Annotated in this window: 13 protein-coding genes; 3 read left to right on the top strand and 10 right to left on the bottom strand. The window is 68.0% G+C overall.

Translation table 11 applies throughout. The features are described 5' to 3' along the window. Nucleotides 1-140 precede the first annotated feature (140 nt). A complete protein-coding gene (locus tag EV652_RS30990; protein ID WP_132212826.1) occupies nucleotides 141-1,256 on the top strand; it encodes a MerR family transcriptional regulator in 1,116 nt (371 codons plus the stop codon). 56 nt (nucleotides 1,257-1,312) lie between these two features. On the opposite strand, the gene EV652_RS30985 is transcribed toward EV652_RS30990, so the two are convergent. The 8 genes from EV652_RS30985 to EV652_RS30950 all read right to left on the bottom strand — a co-directional run bounded on the left by EV652_RS30985 (nucleotide 1,313) and on the right by EV652_RS30950 (nucleotide 10,256). Next, on the bottom strand, nucleotides 1,313-2,929 hold the full coding sequence (locus EV652_RS30985; RefSeq protein WP_242002117.1) for an FAD-dependent oxidoreductase: 1,617 nt from the start codon (nucleotides 2,927-2,929) through the stop codon (nucleotides 1,313-1,315). Nucleotides 2,930-2,951: 22 nt separating this feature from the next. After that, the gene (trxA, locus tag EV652_RS30980; RefSeq protein ID WP_132212824.1) at nucleotides 2,952-3,386 is read right to left on the bottom strand and encodes a thioredoxin; all 435 of its coding nucleotides are present in this window, start codon (nucleotides 3,384-3,386) and stop codon (nucleotides 2,952-2,954) included. Next, on the bottom strand, nucleotides 3,383-6,010 hold the full coding sequence (gene clpB / locus EV652_RS30975; protein WP_132212823.1) for an ATP-dependent chaperone ClpB: 2,628 nt from the start codon (nucleotides 6,008-6,010) through the stop codon (nucleotides 3,383-3,385). The genes trxA and clpB overlap by 4 nt, the downstream gene beginning before the upstream one ends. Beyond that, nucleotides 6,001-6,309 carry a chaperone modulator CbpM gene (locus tag EV652_RS30970; RefSeq protein WP_132212822.1) on the bottom strand — a complete coding sequence of 103 codons (309 nt, stop codon included), beginning with the start codon at nucleotides 6,307-6,309 and terminating at the stop codon, nucleotides 6,001-6,003. The genes clpB and EV652_RS30970 overlap by 10 nt, the downstream gene beginning before the upstream one ends. Further along, the gene (locus EV652_RS30965) at nucleotides 6,309-7,259 is read right to left on the bottom strand and encodes a DnaJ C-terminal domain-containing protein (protein WP_132212821.1); all 951 of its coding nucleotides are present in this window, start codon (nucleotides 7,257-7,259) and stop codon (nucleotides 6,309-6,311) included. The genes EV652_RS30970 and EV652_RS30965 overlap by 1 nt, the downstream gene beginning before the upstream one ends. Then, complete coding sequence (locus tag EV652_RS30960) at nucleotides 7,259-7,756, bottom strand: nucleotide exchange factor GrpE (protein WP_132212820.1); 498 nt, start codon at nucleotides 7,754-7,756, stop codon at nucleotides 7,259-7,261. Before EV652_RS30960 ends, EV652_RS30965 begins: the two co-directional genes overlap by 1 nt. Nucleotides 7,757-7,761: 5 nt before the next feature. Then, nucleotides 7,762-9,642 (bottom strand): molecular chaperone DnaK, encoded by a 1,881-nt coding sequence (gene dnaK, locus EV652_RS30955; RefSeq protein ID WP_132212819.1) that lies wholly within the window; start codon nucleotides 9,640-9,642, stop codon nucleotides 7,762-7,764. Between the two features lie 107 nt (nucleotides 9,643-9,749). Further along, nucleotides 9,750-10,256, bottom strand: coding sequence for a YflT domain-containing protein (locus EV652_RS30950; protein WP_132212818.1), 507 nt, complete (start codon nucleotides 10,254-10,256; stop codon nucleotides 9,750-9,752). A gap of 237 nt (nucleotides 10,257-10,493) precedes the next feature. Here EV652_RS30950 and EV652_RS30945 point away from each other — a divergent pair, with 237 nt between their 5' ends. Continuing rightward, nucleotides 10,494-10,652, top strand: a complete 159-nt coding sequence (locus EV652_RS30945; RefSeq protein WP_132212817.1) for an Hsp20/alpha crystallin family protein — start codon at nucleotides 10,494-10,496, stop codon at nucleotides 10,650-10,652. 72 nt (nucleotides 10,653-10,724) lie between these two features. After that, nucleotides 10,725-10,940: a DUF1918 domain-containing protein gene (locus EV652_RS30940; RefSeq protein ID WP_132212816.1), complete on the top strand. Its 216-nt coding sequence runs from the start codon at nucleotides 10,725-10,727 to the stop codon at nucleotides 10,938-10,940. Here the strand turns inward: EV652_RS30940 and EV652_RS30935 are convergent. Both EV652_RS30935 and EV652_RS30930 read right to left on the bottom strand, forming a co-directional pair. Beyond that, nucleotides 10,937-11,389 carry a Dps family protein gene (locus EV652_RS30935; RefSeq protein ID WP_132212815.1) on the bottom strand — a complete coding sequence of 151 codons (453 nt, stop codon included), beginning with the start codon at nucleotides 11,387-11,389 and terminating at the stop codon, nucleotides 10,937-10,939. The genes EV652_RS30940 and EV652_RS30935 overlap by 4 nt on opposite strands. Before the next feature lie 90 nt (nucleotides 11,390-11,479). Then, complete coding sequence (locus EV652_RS30930; RefSeq protein WP_158441288.1) at nucleotides 11,480-14,266, bottom strand: ATP-binding protein; 2,787 nt, start codon at nucleotides 14,264-14,266, stop codon at nucleotides 11,480-11,482. Nucleotides 14,267-14,336 lie beyond the last annotated feature (70 nt).

Raw genomic sequence — 14,336 nt, 5'->3', positions numbered from 1 at the left:
CCTGAAGCGCAAACCGCCGGGCCTGTCGCGCCGCTGTGCGAGCAACCACAGCAGCTACGACCCGTTCCGGCATCAGACACCGTTGCATCTAGCACAAAGCGCTTGACCCTCACGTGGCGTCATGCCGCATAGTCCGTGGCATGGAGGAGCACCTGACCGTGGGACGTGTGGCCGAGTTGGCCGGCGTGAGCGTCCGCACGCTGCATCACTATGACGAGATCGGCCTCGTGCAGCCGTCCGCGCGGACCACGGCCGGCTACCGCGCCTACTCGGCAGGCGACGTGGAGCGACTGCGGGAGGTGCTCGTTTACCGCCGGCTGGGGTTCGGATTGCGCGAGGTAGCGGATCTGGTTGACGACCCGGGCACCGACGCCGTCGCGCACCTGCACCGGCAGCACGGGCTGCTGCTGGAACAGCGCGACAGCGCTGCTGCCATGGTGACGGCCATAGAGACAGAACTCAGGGAGCGGGCCTTGGGGATCAGGACGACGCCAGAGGCACAACTGAAAATGGTCGGTGCCCAGTTGTACGAAGTCATCGGGTCCGCTTACCCAGCGACACGGCGCACCGAGCCGCGGATCGCCGCGAGGATCTGGGAGGCGCTCGGGGACGCGCAGACGGTACTGAATGTCGGGGCAGGCGCCGGCTCCTACGAGCCCCCCGACCGCGACGTGACTGCGGTGGAACCGTCGGCAGTCATGCGGGCACAGCGTCCCGCGGGCGCGGCGCGTTGCGTGGACGCCAGTGCGGAGAGCCTGCCGTTCGAGGACCAGTCCTTCGACGCCGCGATGGCCGTCAGCACCGTTCATCACTGGTACGACCCGATCGCCGGGCTGCGCGAGATGCGGCGCGTGGCGCGTCGCGTGGTGGTGTTCACGCACGACGCCAGTGACCCCGGCTGGCGTCACCGCTTCTGGCTCACCCGCGACTACCTGCCTGAGGTCGCCGGCCTCGTCGCCGGCCGACCCTCGGTGGACCAGCTGACCCACGCGATCGGCGCCCGCATGGAGCCGGTGCTCATCCCCTGGGACTGCGCTGACGGCTTCTTCGAGGCCTACTGGCGCCGGCCCGAGGCATACCTGGACGAACATGTACGTCGTGCGGTATCGGTATGGACCAGAGTCGGGCCGGATGCCGAGCAGCGGGCAGTAGACAGCCTCCGCGACGACCTTTCCTCAGGCCGGTGGGCCGAGCTCAACGGTGAACTCGTCGCCCTCGACGCCGCAGAGCTCGGCCTCCGCCTGCTCGTGGCCTGAACCATCGTGCGCGAACGCCGCAAGGAGCTGTTACCACCAGTTACGAATCGCAGTCCTCACCGAGAACGGCCGAGGTGCTCGTGAACCATGCGGATGGCGAGGGCGCCGTCGCCCACAGCGGCGGCCACTCGTTTCACCGACCCGCTGCGGACGTCGCCGGCGGCGAAGACTCCCGTCCTGCTGGTCTCGAGCAGCTGCCGCTCGCCTGGCAGCTGGCTGCCCGTGAGGACGAAGCCCCGATCGTCCAAGTCGATCTGGTCGCTCAGCCAGCGGACGTGCGGGAGGCCGCCGATGAAGACGAACAAGGCCTTCGCGGGTTCGACGTGACGCTCCCCCGTCTTCAAGTCCTCCACCACGACCTCCTGCAGCGCCCGTTCACCGCGGGCCTCGCGCAGTTCACTGTGTACCAGCACATCGACCCCCTCGGTCTGCTCAATCCGGTCGGCCAGATAGCGGGACATGTCCTGCCCGAGTTCGTTGCTCCGGACCACAAGCACCACGTCGGCCGCGTGCTGGGCGAGGAAAACGGCGGCTTGTCCGGCGGAGTTGCCGCCACCGACGATCACCACCGGGTCGTTCCGGCACAGGTTCGCCTCCAGCTCGGTCGCCGCGTAGTACACGCTGGTCGAAGTGACGGCGTCCAGTCCGGGCAGGTCAAGTTTTCGGTAGCGAACACCGGAGGCGATCAGTACGGCCCGGCTGCTCATGCGTGCTTCGTTCTCCAGCAGTACTACGTGGTGCCCATCCCGCTCCTCCAGGGCGATGGCGGTGGCGGGCACGGTGATTTCGGCGCCGAAGCGTCTGGCCTGGATCTCAGCGCGGTCGGCCAGTTCGGCGCCGCTGATGCCCGCCGGGAAGCCAAGGTAGTTCTCGATCCTCGACGCAGTGCCCGCCTGGCCTCCGGTGGCCACAGCATCCAGGACCACGGTCGCGAGACCTTCTGACGCGCCGTACACCGCTGCCGCGAGACCGGCTGGACCCGCGCCGACAACGATCAGGTCGCACACCGACTGCACCGGCGTCGTACGGCGGAGCCCCACCGCGGCGGCCAAGCGTTCGTTGTCCGGGTTCCGCAGCACCTCACCCCGCCAGATCACCACTGGGGTTTCGTCCCGTTTGATGCCGAGTTCGCGAAGCAGGCGCTCGGCCTCCGCGTCGGTCTCCAGGTCGACCCACTGATGTGGCAGCCGGTTGCGCGCCGCGAACTCGCGCAACCGGCGGGTGTCGGCGGAGAACCGTGACCCGATGATCGCGAAGCCCGCGCCGAGTGTGAGCTGGAGTGACCGGCGGATCAGGAACGCTCGCAGAATCAGGTCGGCCAGCCGGGGATCCTGCGGTACCAGGTCTCTCAGCCGGTCGAGTGGCACGGCCAGCACCTCGCCCGGCTCCTGCGCCACCGCGGTGAGGAACATCGGCTGCCCGGTCAGCATGCCGATCTCGCCGAGGAAGCGGCGTGGACCGTGGACGGCGATGACACGTTCCGGCTGGCCCAGATCCTGCACAATGGCAACCGTGCCGTCGAGCACGACAATGAACTCGTCTGGTGGCTCCCCCGCCTGCTGCAGCACCTCACCGGCACTGGTCGTGCGGCGCTCACCCAGAGGCGTCAGCTCGGCCAGCTGGTATTCGTCCAGCCGGGGATAGGCCCCGTACAGGTCTGGCGTCTCCTTCATCCGGAGCATCCGGGTATGCCGGTCACGACGCTGCCTCCTTGGCCAGCGCTCCTTCGAGCCAGGGCCGCAGGACCGTTGCCTGCGCCGCACCGATCTGCGTCGCGACAACCTGCCCGTGGCGCAGCACCAGCAGGGTCGGAATCGACCTCACCTCGAAGCGCTGGGACAGCTCCGGCGCCTCGTCGGCGTTGACCTTGACCAGTTTCATCTGTCCAGCCTTCTCGGTGGCGAGTTGTTCGAGCACGGGACTGACCATCCGGCACGGTCCGCACCATGGGGCCCAGACGTCGACCAGCACCGGCACGCTTGCCTGCTCCACGACCTCGGCGAAATCGCTGTCGCCGGCATCGACGATCCAAGGCAGCGGCTTCTGGCAATTGCCGCACCGGGGGGTGCCTTCCGCCGCAGCGGGCACCCGGTTGCGGCGCTGACAATTCGGACAGGTCACGACCTTCATGCCGCCACCTCCACGGGGTTCTCGTGCGTGACGGCGATGTCGCCGTCCTGGACGGTCACCCGGATCACCGCCCCGTCCAGCACATTGCCGCCCAGCAAGGCGCGACCGATCCTGGTCTCCACCTCGCGCGCGATGAACCGCCGCAGCGGGCGGGCGCCATACACCGGGTCGAAGCCCTGCGCGGCGATGTGCCGGGCCGCGTCCGGTGCGACCTCGAGCGTCATCCGGCGATCCGCCAGCCGGGTCCGCAGGTCGTCGAACATCAGGTCCACGATGCGCTCGATCTCGGCCATGGTGAGCGGCTTGAACAGCACGATCTCGTCCACCCGGTTGAGGAACTCAGGCCGGAACTGCCGTCGCAGCTCGTCCATCACGGCGTCCCGCGCGTCCTCCTTGACCTGCCCGTCCGCGGTCACTCCGTCCAGCAGGTACGCCGACCCGATGTTCGACGTCATGATGATCACGGTGTTGCGCATGTCCACAGTCCGACCCTGGGCGTCGGTCAGCCGACCGTCGTCGAGGATCTGCAGCAACGTGTTGAAGACGTCCGGGTGCGCCTTCTCGATCTCGTCGAACAGGACTACGGAGTACGGCTTGCGCCGGACGGCCTCCGTCAACTGGCCGCCCTCCTCGTAGCCGACGTACCCGGGTGGCGCCCCCACCAGCCGGCTCACCGTGTGCCGCTCCTGGTACTCACTCATGTCGATCCGGACGATGTTCTCCTCTGTGTCGAACAGCGCCGCCGCGAGCGTCTTGGCCAGCTCGGTCTTCCCCACCCCGGTCGGGCCCAGGAAGATGAACGAGCCGATCGGCCGGCGCGGGTCCTTGATCCCCGAACGGGCCCGGATGATCGCATCCGCCACCAGCTGGACCGCCTCGTCCTGCCCGACCAGCCGCTCGTGCAGCACCTCGTCCAGCCGCAGCAGCTTCTCCCGTTCGCCCTCCTGCAGACGGCTGACCGGGATGCCGGTCCACCGCGACACGATCGAGGCGATCTCTTCCTCGGTCACGACCTCGCGTAACAGCCGGTGATCGTGCTGCTTGCTGGCCAGTCGTTCCTCCTCGGCCGCGAGCTGACGTTCGAGCTCCGGTAGCCGGCCGTGCCGCAGTTCGGCTGCCCGGTTCAGGTCGTAGTCGCGCTCGGCCTGCTCTGCCTCCTGCCGGACCTGCTCCATCTCCTGCCGCAGCGTCTGGACCTTGCGCAACGCCTGCCGTTCCGCCTCCCACTGCGCGTGCATCGCGTCAGCCTCGGCCCGTAGATCGGCCAGTTCCTTGCGCAGTTCGTCCAGCCGCTGCCGGCTGGCGGCGTCCTCCTCCTTGGCCAGCGCGGCCTCTTCGATCTCCAGCCGGCGCACCCGCCGGGTCAGCTCGTCCAACTCGGCCGGCATCGAGTCGATCTCGGTCCGCAGCATCGCGCATGCCTCATCCACGAGATCTATCGCTTTGTCCGGCAGGAACCGGTCGGAGATGTACCGGTGGCTGAGCACCACGGCCGCGACCATCGCCGCGTCCTGGATCTTCACGCCGTGGAAGACTTCGAGCCGCTCACGCAATCCGCGCAGGATCGAGATCGCATCCTCGACCGTCGGCTCGTCCACGACCACCGGCTGGAACCGCCGTTCCAGAGCCGCGTCCTTCTCGACGTGCATCCGATACTCGTCCAGCGTGGTGGCGCCGATCATGTGCAGCTCACCGCGGGCCAGCATCGGCTTCAGCATGTTGCCCGCGTCCATCGCGCCTTCGGTCGCACCCGCACCCACCACAGTGTGCAACTCGTCGACGAACAACAGGATCCGGCCCTCGGCCGCCTTCACCTCGTTGAGCACGGCCTTGAACCGTTCCTCGAACTCGCCGCGGTACTTGGCCCCGGCAACCAGCGAAGCCATGTCCAGCGCGAACACGGTCCGGTCCCGCAACCCCTCCGGTACGTCGCCGTTGGCGATCCGTTGCGCGAGACCCTCGACGATCGCGGTCTTGCCGACGCCCGGGTCGCCGATCAGCACCGGGTTGTTCTTGGTCTTGCGGGACAGAATCTGCACAACGCGGCGGATCTCGTTGTCCCGGCCGATGACCGGATCCAGCCGGCCCTCCGACGCATCCTTGACCAGGTCCCGGCCGTATTTCTCCAACGCCTCGTACGACGCTTCCGGCATCGCCGAGGTGACCCGCTGGTTCCCCCGGACGGCGGTCAGCGCCGAGAGGAAGCCGTCGCGGGTCAACCCCTGCTCGGCGAGCAGCCGCCCGGAGGTGCTCTGCCGGCCCTCATCCAGCAACGCGATCACCAGATGCTCGATCGAGACGTACTCGTCCTTGAGGCGCTTGGCCTCCCGGTCCGCGGCGTCAAGAAGCCGGGACAACCGCTGGGTGATCAACACCTGGCCAGGCTCCGCGCCCGGACCGCTGACCTTGGGACGCCGGGACAGCTCCGTTTCCAGGTTGTCCCGCAGCCCGTCCGGATCCGCACCGGCCTGGGCCAGCAGCCTCGGGGCCAGACCGTCTGGTTGCTCCAGCAGCGCCAGCAGCAAATGCTCGCCGTCGATCTGACTGTGCCCGAACCGCAGGGCTTTCGTCTGAGCGTCGTGCAGAGCCTCCTGCGACTTCTGCGTCAGCCGGTTCATATCCATGTCCTGGCTCCTCCTCTGGCGAAACGCCTGCGCTCCGCCTCCAGTACGGCGATCCGGTCCAGCAGGTCCATCACAAGCCCCAGCGCCGCATAGTTCAGGGCAAAACCGGCTCGCAACCGCTGGATCCGGGCCACCAGGGCCAGCTGCTGCGGCCTGAACCACAACTCACCGGTGCTGTCGGTCGTTGCCTCGAGCAAACCGAGGGCGACGAACCGCTTCAGCAGTTCGGGATGTGCGCCGGTCAGCCGGGCGAAGTCCTCCAGCGCGAGGCGGGTGGGCCTGGTCAACGGATACGTCATCACCGCCTCCTCGGGTCGAACTTCGACGTACCGGCCAGCTCCTCGAACAGGCGCTCCTCCTCGCGGGTCAGCCTCTCGGGCACCATCAGCCTGACCTCGGCGTACAGGTCGCCCGGCGTCCCGCGGGGGTTCGGCAGACCGCGGCCCTTGAGCCGCAGCCTGCGTCCGGTCGAGCTGCCCTTCGGCACCTTCACCGTCGCCTCACCACCTGGGGTCTCGACCGGCACCGACGCCCCCAGTGCGCCTTCCCACGCGGCGAGCGGCAGATCGACCGTGAGGTCACGGCCAGACACTCTGTACCGCGGATGATCTGCGATTCGGACCACCAGATACAGGTCACCGGCGGGCGCGCCACCGGTGCCCTGGCCGCCTTGCGCGCCCAGCCGGATCCGCTGACCGTTCACCACGCCTGCCGGGATCTTGACGTCGATGGTCCGGTCCGCACCGGTCGGACCGTGCACGGTCAGCTTCCGGTTGCCACCCCGGTAGGCCTCCTCGACGGTCAGCTCCAGCTCGACCTCCTGGTCCGAGCCCGGGATCCGGCCCCAGCCGCGCCGGGTTCGCCCGCCGAACATCCCGCCGAGCAGGTCCTCCAGATCGATGCCCTCGGTATCGAACTGTGTCCCTCCGGCATCCCAGGTACTCTCCCAGGCCCAGCCGTCGCTCCCAGCCCGGCCGGTACCGGCGCGGGAACGGGCGTACGTGTCGGGGTCGACGTCCGGAGGCACCCGGCGGAAGTCCTCGCCGAACGCGTCGTACCGCTTGCGCTGCTGTGGATCGGACAGTACGTCGTAGGCCTCGGAGACCTGCTTGAACCGTTCCTCGGCGTCAGGGTCCTTGTTCACGTCCGGGTGGTACTGGCGAGCCAGCCGACGGTAAGCGCTCTGGATCTCGTCGGCGCTCGCGCCGCGGGAGACCCCAAGGATGTCGTAGAAATCCTTGGCAGGCATCAGCTCTCCTGCGCGGCGACTACCACGGCAGCCGGACGAAGCACCCGCGTCCCGTCGCCGTACCGGGGCCGGACGACGTGGACGATCGTGCCGGCCGGTACGTCAGGGGTGGGCGTCGTGCCGACCGCTTCGTGCAGCGCCGGGTCGAAGGGTTTCCCGCTGTCGTCGAACCGCGGGTAGCCGAGTCCGGCCAGTACTCCGAGCGCCTGGTCCCGCACAGCCTGGATACCTTCGACGATCGCGTCGTACTCGGCGTCGGCGTGCTCCAGCGCCAGCTCCAGGTTGTCGACGACCGGCAGCCAACTGGCGGCGACCAGGGCACGCTCGGTCTCCCGCTGCTGGTCGGACTCCCGCGCGACCCGCTTCCGGAAGTTGTCCAGCTCCGCTGCCGTGCGCCGCCACCTGTCCTCCATCTCGGCGGCCTGCTCGCGCGCTTCCTCCAGAGCCTCCTCGACCGGCGGCGGCGCCGTACCAGTGTTGGTCTCCTGATCGCCCATCCCGATCAGCTCGTCGAGAACTCGGCGTCGATGACGTCGTCGTCGCCATCGTCCGCCGGCGGCGTCCCGGTGGATCCCTGCGGTGGCGGTGGCGTGCTCGAGCTCAGCGCCTGCGCGACCTGCTGCAGCTCACCGGTCAGCGAACGCAGCCGCTCCAGCGGCGCTTCCTGGTCCTTCAGCGCCTCGCGCGCGTCGCCGACCAGCATCTCGGCCCGGGCCCGGTCGTGCTCGGCAACCGCATCGCCTCGATCGGCGAGCAACTTGTCCACCTGATAGGCGACCGAGTCCAGCAGGTTGCGCGCATCGACCAGCTCACGCAGCCTACTGTCCTCGCCGCGGTGTGCCTCGGCGTCCGCGACCATTCGTTCGACCTCGGACTGGTCCAGGTTGGAGGTGTCGCTGATGGTGACCTTCTGCTCCGCACCAGTGTCTTTGTCCCTGGCGGAAACATGGAGGATGCCGTTCGCATCGATATCGAAGGTGACCTCGATCTGCGGTACGCCGCGCGGCGCCGGGCGGATGTTCTCCAGCCGGAACCGGGCCAGCACCCGGTTGTCCGCAGCCAACTCCCGCTCGCCCTGCAGGACCACCACGTCCACCGCGGTCTGGTTGTCCTCGGCGGTACTGAAGATCTCGGTCCGGCGGGCCGGGATGGTGGTGTTGCGCTCGATCACCTTCGTCATCACGCCGCCCATCGTCTCCAGCCCCAGCGACAGCGGGGTGACGTCGAGCAGCAGCACGTCCTTGACCTCGCCCTTGATGATCGCGGCCTGGACGGCCGCACCGACGGCGACCACCTCGTCCGGGTTCACCGTCATGTTCGGGTCCTTACCACCGGTCATCCGGCGGACCAAGGCCTGCACTGCCGGGATCCGGGTCGAGCCGCCGACCAGGATCACCTCGTCGATGTCGTTCGCGGTCATCTTGGCGTCGGCCATCGCCTGCTCGACCGGCCCGAGGCACCGATCGATCAGGTCGGCGGTCAACTGCTCGAAGGTGGACCGCATCAGCGTGGTGTTGAGGTGCTGCGGACCCTGCGCGTTCGCGGTGATGAACGGCAGGCTGATCGTCGTCTGGGTGACCGACGAGAGCTCAACCTTGGCCTTCTCAGCCGCCTCGAAGAGCCGCTGCAGCGCCTGAGGATCCTGCCGCAGGTCGACCCCGACCTCGCGCTGGAAGTCGTCGGCCAGCTTGTCGACGACCCGGCGGTCGAAGTCGTCGCCGCCCAGATGCGAGTCACCGGCTGTGGCCCGGACCTCGACCACCCCGTCGCCGACCGTGAGCACGCTGACGTCGAAGGTACCGCCACCGAGGTCGAAAACCAGAACCGTCTCGTTCTCCAGCTTGTCCATGCCGTAGGCGAGCGCTGCCGCGGTCGGCTCGTTGATGATCCGCAGCACGTCCAGGCCCGCGATGCGACCCGCATCCTTGGTGGCCTGGCGTTGCGCGTCGTTGAAGTACGCCGGCACGGTGATGACAGCCTCGGTGACCTTCTCCCCGAGGAACTTCCCGGCGTCCTCGACCAGTTTGCGCAGGACCAGGGCGGAGATCTCCTCGGGTGCGTGCAGCTTGTCCCGGATCTTGAACCTCACGGCCCCGTCCGGCCCGGCGACCACGTCGTACGAGACGGCGGAGAGCTCGGAAGAGACCTCGTCGAACCTGCGGCCGATGAACCGTTTCGCCGAGGTGATGGTGCCCTTGGGGTTGAGTACGGACTGACGGCGGGCCAGCTGGCCGACCAGCCGTTCCCCGGAGTCCGTGAACGCCACCACGGAAGGGGTGGTCCTGGCTCCTTCGGAGTTCGGGACGACCGTTGGCTGGCCGCCCTCCATCGCTGCGATCACTGAGTTGGTCGTGCCTAGGTCGATGCCGACGGCCTTGGCCATGGTCTGCCTCCTGTGTACTCCGGGCCTGCGTGCGACTTGTCACGGGTACACCCCAACCTGGTCCCCTCAGACGGGGAGCACATCCCCAGAACGTGTGGTTCCGGGTGTCAGGCGGTCGTCGCAGCCGATCCGCCCGTGCCACGGGTGGGCATCTTGGCCAGCATCTCGCTGGCCCGGGCTGCGTGCTCGGGCACGCAGTACACCTCGTACCGGGTCGCCACGGTGAGCCCGAAGGTGGAGAAGTCGCGCTCACCAAAGGTGAACAGATGCGCGATGAATCCGAAGACCGCTCCGAAGATCGCCCCGTAGAGCAAGCCCCAGAGCAGGATCACCAGGACGTCGGTGCCGGTTTCGGCGAACAATGAAAGCAACAGACCGACCAGTGCGCCGAACCAGGCTCCGGAGCCGGCACCGGCCAGTGCTGCCTTCCACTTTGTCAGCCGGCCGAGGACACGCTCGACCTGTTTCAGGTCGGAGCCGACGATGGTGATGTTCTCTACCGGGAAACCGTTGTCCGACAGGTAGTCCACCGCGCGCTGGGCTTCGGCGTAGCTGGTGAAGGAAGCGATGGTCTGACCGCGGATGAGGGCAGGTGTCTCCTGGGGCGTGGTCATGAGAATCCCTTCTGACGGATCGTCACCACCACGTTCTCGCTGGACCGGCGAAAACACATCCCTGGTTCGGGTGGTTTCCCAGCTCCCCGCGCTCAGCAAGGCGTAGGCGTGAGCAGCTCGGTCGCGCCCCAGCGCCGAGGACTGCGCGGAACCGGGATGCGCTGCATCGTCCCGCGTCAAAGGCTGAGAACAGCGGGACCTGACACGCCGTCAGTCCCGCGCCAGGAAGGGAGGCGGGTGCTTGCGACGCCAGACCCGTTCCTGGGGGCGCTCCGGTACGAGGTCGTTCTCGGCGCCGAACTCGATCAGGACGGTGTAGAGGCCACGCTCCGGGAAGGGGTTCTCCGGATGCGGGTTCCCAAGAGCTCGACCGGTACGGCCGGCACATTGAAGTGAAGTAAGACCTCGCCAGCTCCCTGCCGGGCGAGAAGGGCTGAATCAATGAACTATTGGCTTGAGGAGGCAGACATGTACGCACATGTCGGCGACCACATTCACGTGAACGGGAGAAGAGTCGGAGGCCCGGTCCGCGACGGCACCATCATCGAGGTTCGGGGCAGCAACGGCGCGCCCCCATACATGGTCCACTGGGCCGGCACCCACATTCTGGCTCTTGTCTACCCAGGACCGGACGCCCACGTCGGGCATTTCCCCGCCGGCGGCACCAGGCCCGAGCGGTTCTAGGGCTGCTGACCGGGCTGCTCGGCGGCGAACATCCATTCATGCTTCTGTAGCCCACCGGTGATACCGAGGACCAGGTCCTGGCTGACCAGGTCGACCGCGCCGAGCTTCTCGATCCTGGTCTGGTTGTTCTCGACGACCTTGCTCAGCCTCTCGACGATGAGTGGCGCCACCTTGGTACTGTCGACGGAGCCACTGGGAAAACTGGCGAAAGGTGTCCTCGCCGCAACGGTCTCCACGCGCGCATCGGCGGCGACGCCGACCGTCGTCAGGCGCTCGGCGACGTCGTCGGACCAGAGTCGGACGTCATCGGCGAGCTCGTCGAGCTGCGCGTGGAGTTGCCTGAACCACATGCCACTGACATTCCAATGAGCCTGCTTCGCGGTGAGTGCGAGATCGACCAACTCGATCAGCAGAGGCCCTAGTTCTTGTCCGACAGCCTGCCGCTCCATAGCTTCACTCCTGCCTCGGGGATCACCTCATCTTCGCGAGCACATCGACTCCCGGCATCCCGCGACCGCGTAGGCGCGATCACCCGATGGTCATCCATCGATTGTCGGTTCGCGGGTCAGGACGACGCGGGTGAGCTCGACCCGGGACCGGACGTCGAGTTTGTGAAAGGCGTGCCGCAGGTGAGACTCCACTGTGTGCGGGGACAGATCGAGCTCGTCGGCGATGGCGCGGTTGGTGAGTCCGGTCGCCGCAAGTCGTGCAACCCGGAGCTCGGCCGCCGTCAGGCTCGACCAGCCGAAGGCGGGCCGCCTGACTGTTGATCGTTCCCTTCCCGGCCCGGTGACCTCCGAGAGTCGCTCTCGGACGCGCCGGCCGAGTACGACCGCGCCGGCGCGGTCGTACTCGGCAAGTGCCAGCTCGAGCTGCTTCACGGCCTCTGCGGGCCGACTCTGCTCAAACAGACCGCCTGCGGCATCCTCGGCGGCACGGGCGCGCGCCAGAGGGCGGGGACTCGCTTCGAATGCGCGCACAGCCGCCACCAGGCGGTCGACATCGTCGTCGAGCAGACCGCCGGCCTGTATGCCCGCGGCGTCAAACGAGATCACGCCACGGTTGAGGCGACCGAGGGACTCTGTCGCCTCGGCGGCCATACCAGCGCGCTTGGCATCGTTCGCTCGCCTGGCCAGCCCCACCAGGCACGGCCCAACCATCGGATCGAACGCGAGCACCTGCAGACCGTCCGGCAGTTTCTCATAGAGGGAGGCAAGGTGTGCGAGCACGCGCGAGGGGTCCTCGCCGGCTGCCTCGTCGACCACCGCCGTCGCCCATGCCAGCCGGTGCGCCCCGACGCTCCTCGGCTCGCACACCATGCTGATGCCGCGTCGCAACTGGCGGCGGGCCGGGCCGAACTCCCCCCGGTATGCGTTCGCCTCCGCGAGTACGGCGCACAACTCCGGCACGTACGTCCACGACTCCAGCTCCTCGGCACGGATCAGTCCTGCGTTGCCTTCGGCGACGGCATCGTCCAGCTCGCCTTGATGCAGCAGAAGCATCGCGCGGCAGGTGCACCCGAACACGTCGGTCCACTCCATGCCGGGCTCTCCCACCCATCGGCTCGCGGCATCGAAGGCAGCCTCCGCCTCGTCGAAGCGATCGAGCGCCATCAGCGTGCGCCCTCGAGTCCAGTGGAATTCAACGCGCCGTGTTTCCGCCGCATCGGAGCCCAGCACCTCGATGGCTTCCTCGACCAGTTCGAGCGATCTTGTGAGGCGGCCGCGCACCCGCTCGGCCGTCCCCATCGTCAGGAGAGCCCGCCCAGCGCGAACCGGCCTCCTCCCGGTGGTGATCGCCTGTTCGCCTGCCCACAGCGCCGCACCCGGGTCACCGGCCACCAGATACGCGTTCGACTCTGCGGCGAACAGCAGCGCCCTCGTCGAGTCGTCGATACCCTGGAGGCCGAGGGCGGTCCTAGCGTGGTGCAACGCAGAGGCCGAGTAACCGGCGATCCCGAGCGAGTCGGCCAGTTCGAAGCGAAGTCTCGCCTCGACTTCGGCTGGTAGGTCGGTCCGCAGGGCGACGTCGGCGAGCGCATGGGCCTCCGCGGTCCGCCTCGCCCGAAGGAGCAACCCCACTGCCTCCATGACACGCCGTGGCCGACCGGCGTCGTTGTACGGCATCAGGTCGACGGCTCTCAGTCGCAGGTCGCCCGCCGTGCCAGGAGCAGCGGCCGCGACGTCGTCGGAAGCACGGATCAGCAGCGCGACCGCTTGGGCGTCGCCAGGCTCGGCACCATTGATCGCATGGGCCGCCGCCTCGGAGATCGATCCGCCAGTGGCGAGCAACGCGTCAGCCGCCTCCCGGTGCAGGATCCTCCGCGCGTCAGGCGGGAGTGCGCCATAGACCGCATCGCGGATCAGCCCGTGCTGGAAGCCAAGGTGTGTGCCTTCCTCCACCAGAAGACCTGCCCCGAGCGCCTCCTGGACCGACGGCAGCAACTCGGCAACCTTGCGGTGCAGAATTCTTGCGACAGATGGCACGTCGAAGGTCCGGCCGAAGATCGATGCCACGTCCAGCAGTTGCCGGGTCAGTGGAGCAACCTGGGTAAGCCATCCGCGGAGTCGCTGATCCAGAGAGCCGGGCAGAAGTCGGGCAGATGCCGCGTCGATGATCAGCTCGTCCTGTTCGGCGAGCGTCGTGAGCAAGTCCACCACGACGGACGGGTTGCCGGCGCACTTCTCCAGCAGTCCCAGCAGCGCATCGTCCGGTGCGGCACCCAGCAGATCACCGGCCACACCGGCCACAGCCGCGGACTCCAGCGGCGCCAGCCGGAGCGAGATCGCCCCGCCTGCGACCAGGTCGGTGAACAGCGCGTCCACCGTCGGCGTGGACGGCCAGGGACGCCGACTCAGCAGCCACATGATCGGGCTGGTTGCCAGGCGTTCGCTCAGGGCTCTGACTGCGATCACTGTGAGGGAGTCCGCCCACTGCATGTCGTCCAGCGTGATCAGGACAGGCTGGCGAACGGTCGTCCTCCTGAGCGCCCCTTCGAGCTGGTCGATCAGCCAGATGGCGTCATAGTCCAGTACATGCACGGGATCGAACTTCGCGTCGCCGAGAATTGGCGGACTGCAGCCACGCATTGCCGCCAGCAACGGTGCCAGTGGCGACACCCGATGCAGCTCGTCGGCGACACCGGATGCGACGGCGATCCCGAGAGACCGGGCCGAGGTCACCGTCTCCAGCACCAGCCCGCTCTTACCGAGGCCTGCCGTGCCCTCCACCAGGCTGACGCAGCCATGACCCGCCGCGACCGCCATGACGGATTCGCTGAGACGGCGGACCTCGGTCTCCCTGCCGTGCAAAGATCTGTGGGGCATGCTGCACCTCGCCGTCCTGACGAGCATCGAACAGCGTCGGGCCGGACCCGTCACATCAGCGCATCGGCGG

This window comes from Kribbella steppae, from assembly GCF_004342025.1.
GTDB classification, from domain to species: Bacteria; Actinomycetota; Actinomycetes; order Propionibacteriales; family Kribbellaceae; genus Kribbella; species Kribbella steppae.
This window is presented reverse-complemented; position numbering and strand designations above follow the sequence as displayed.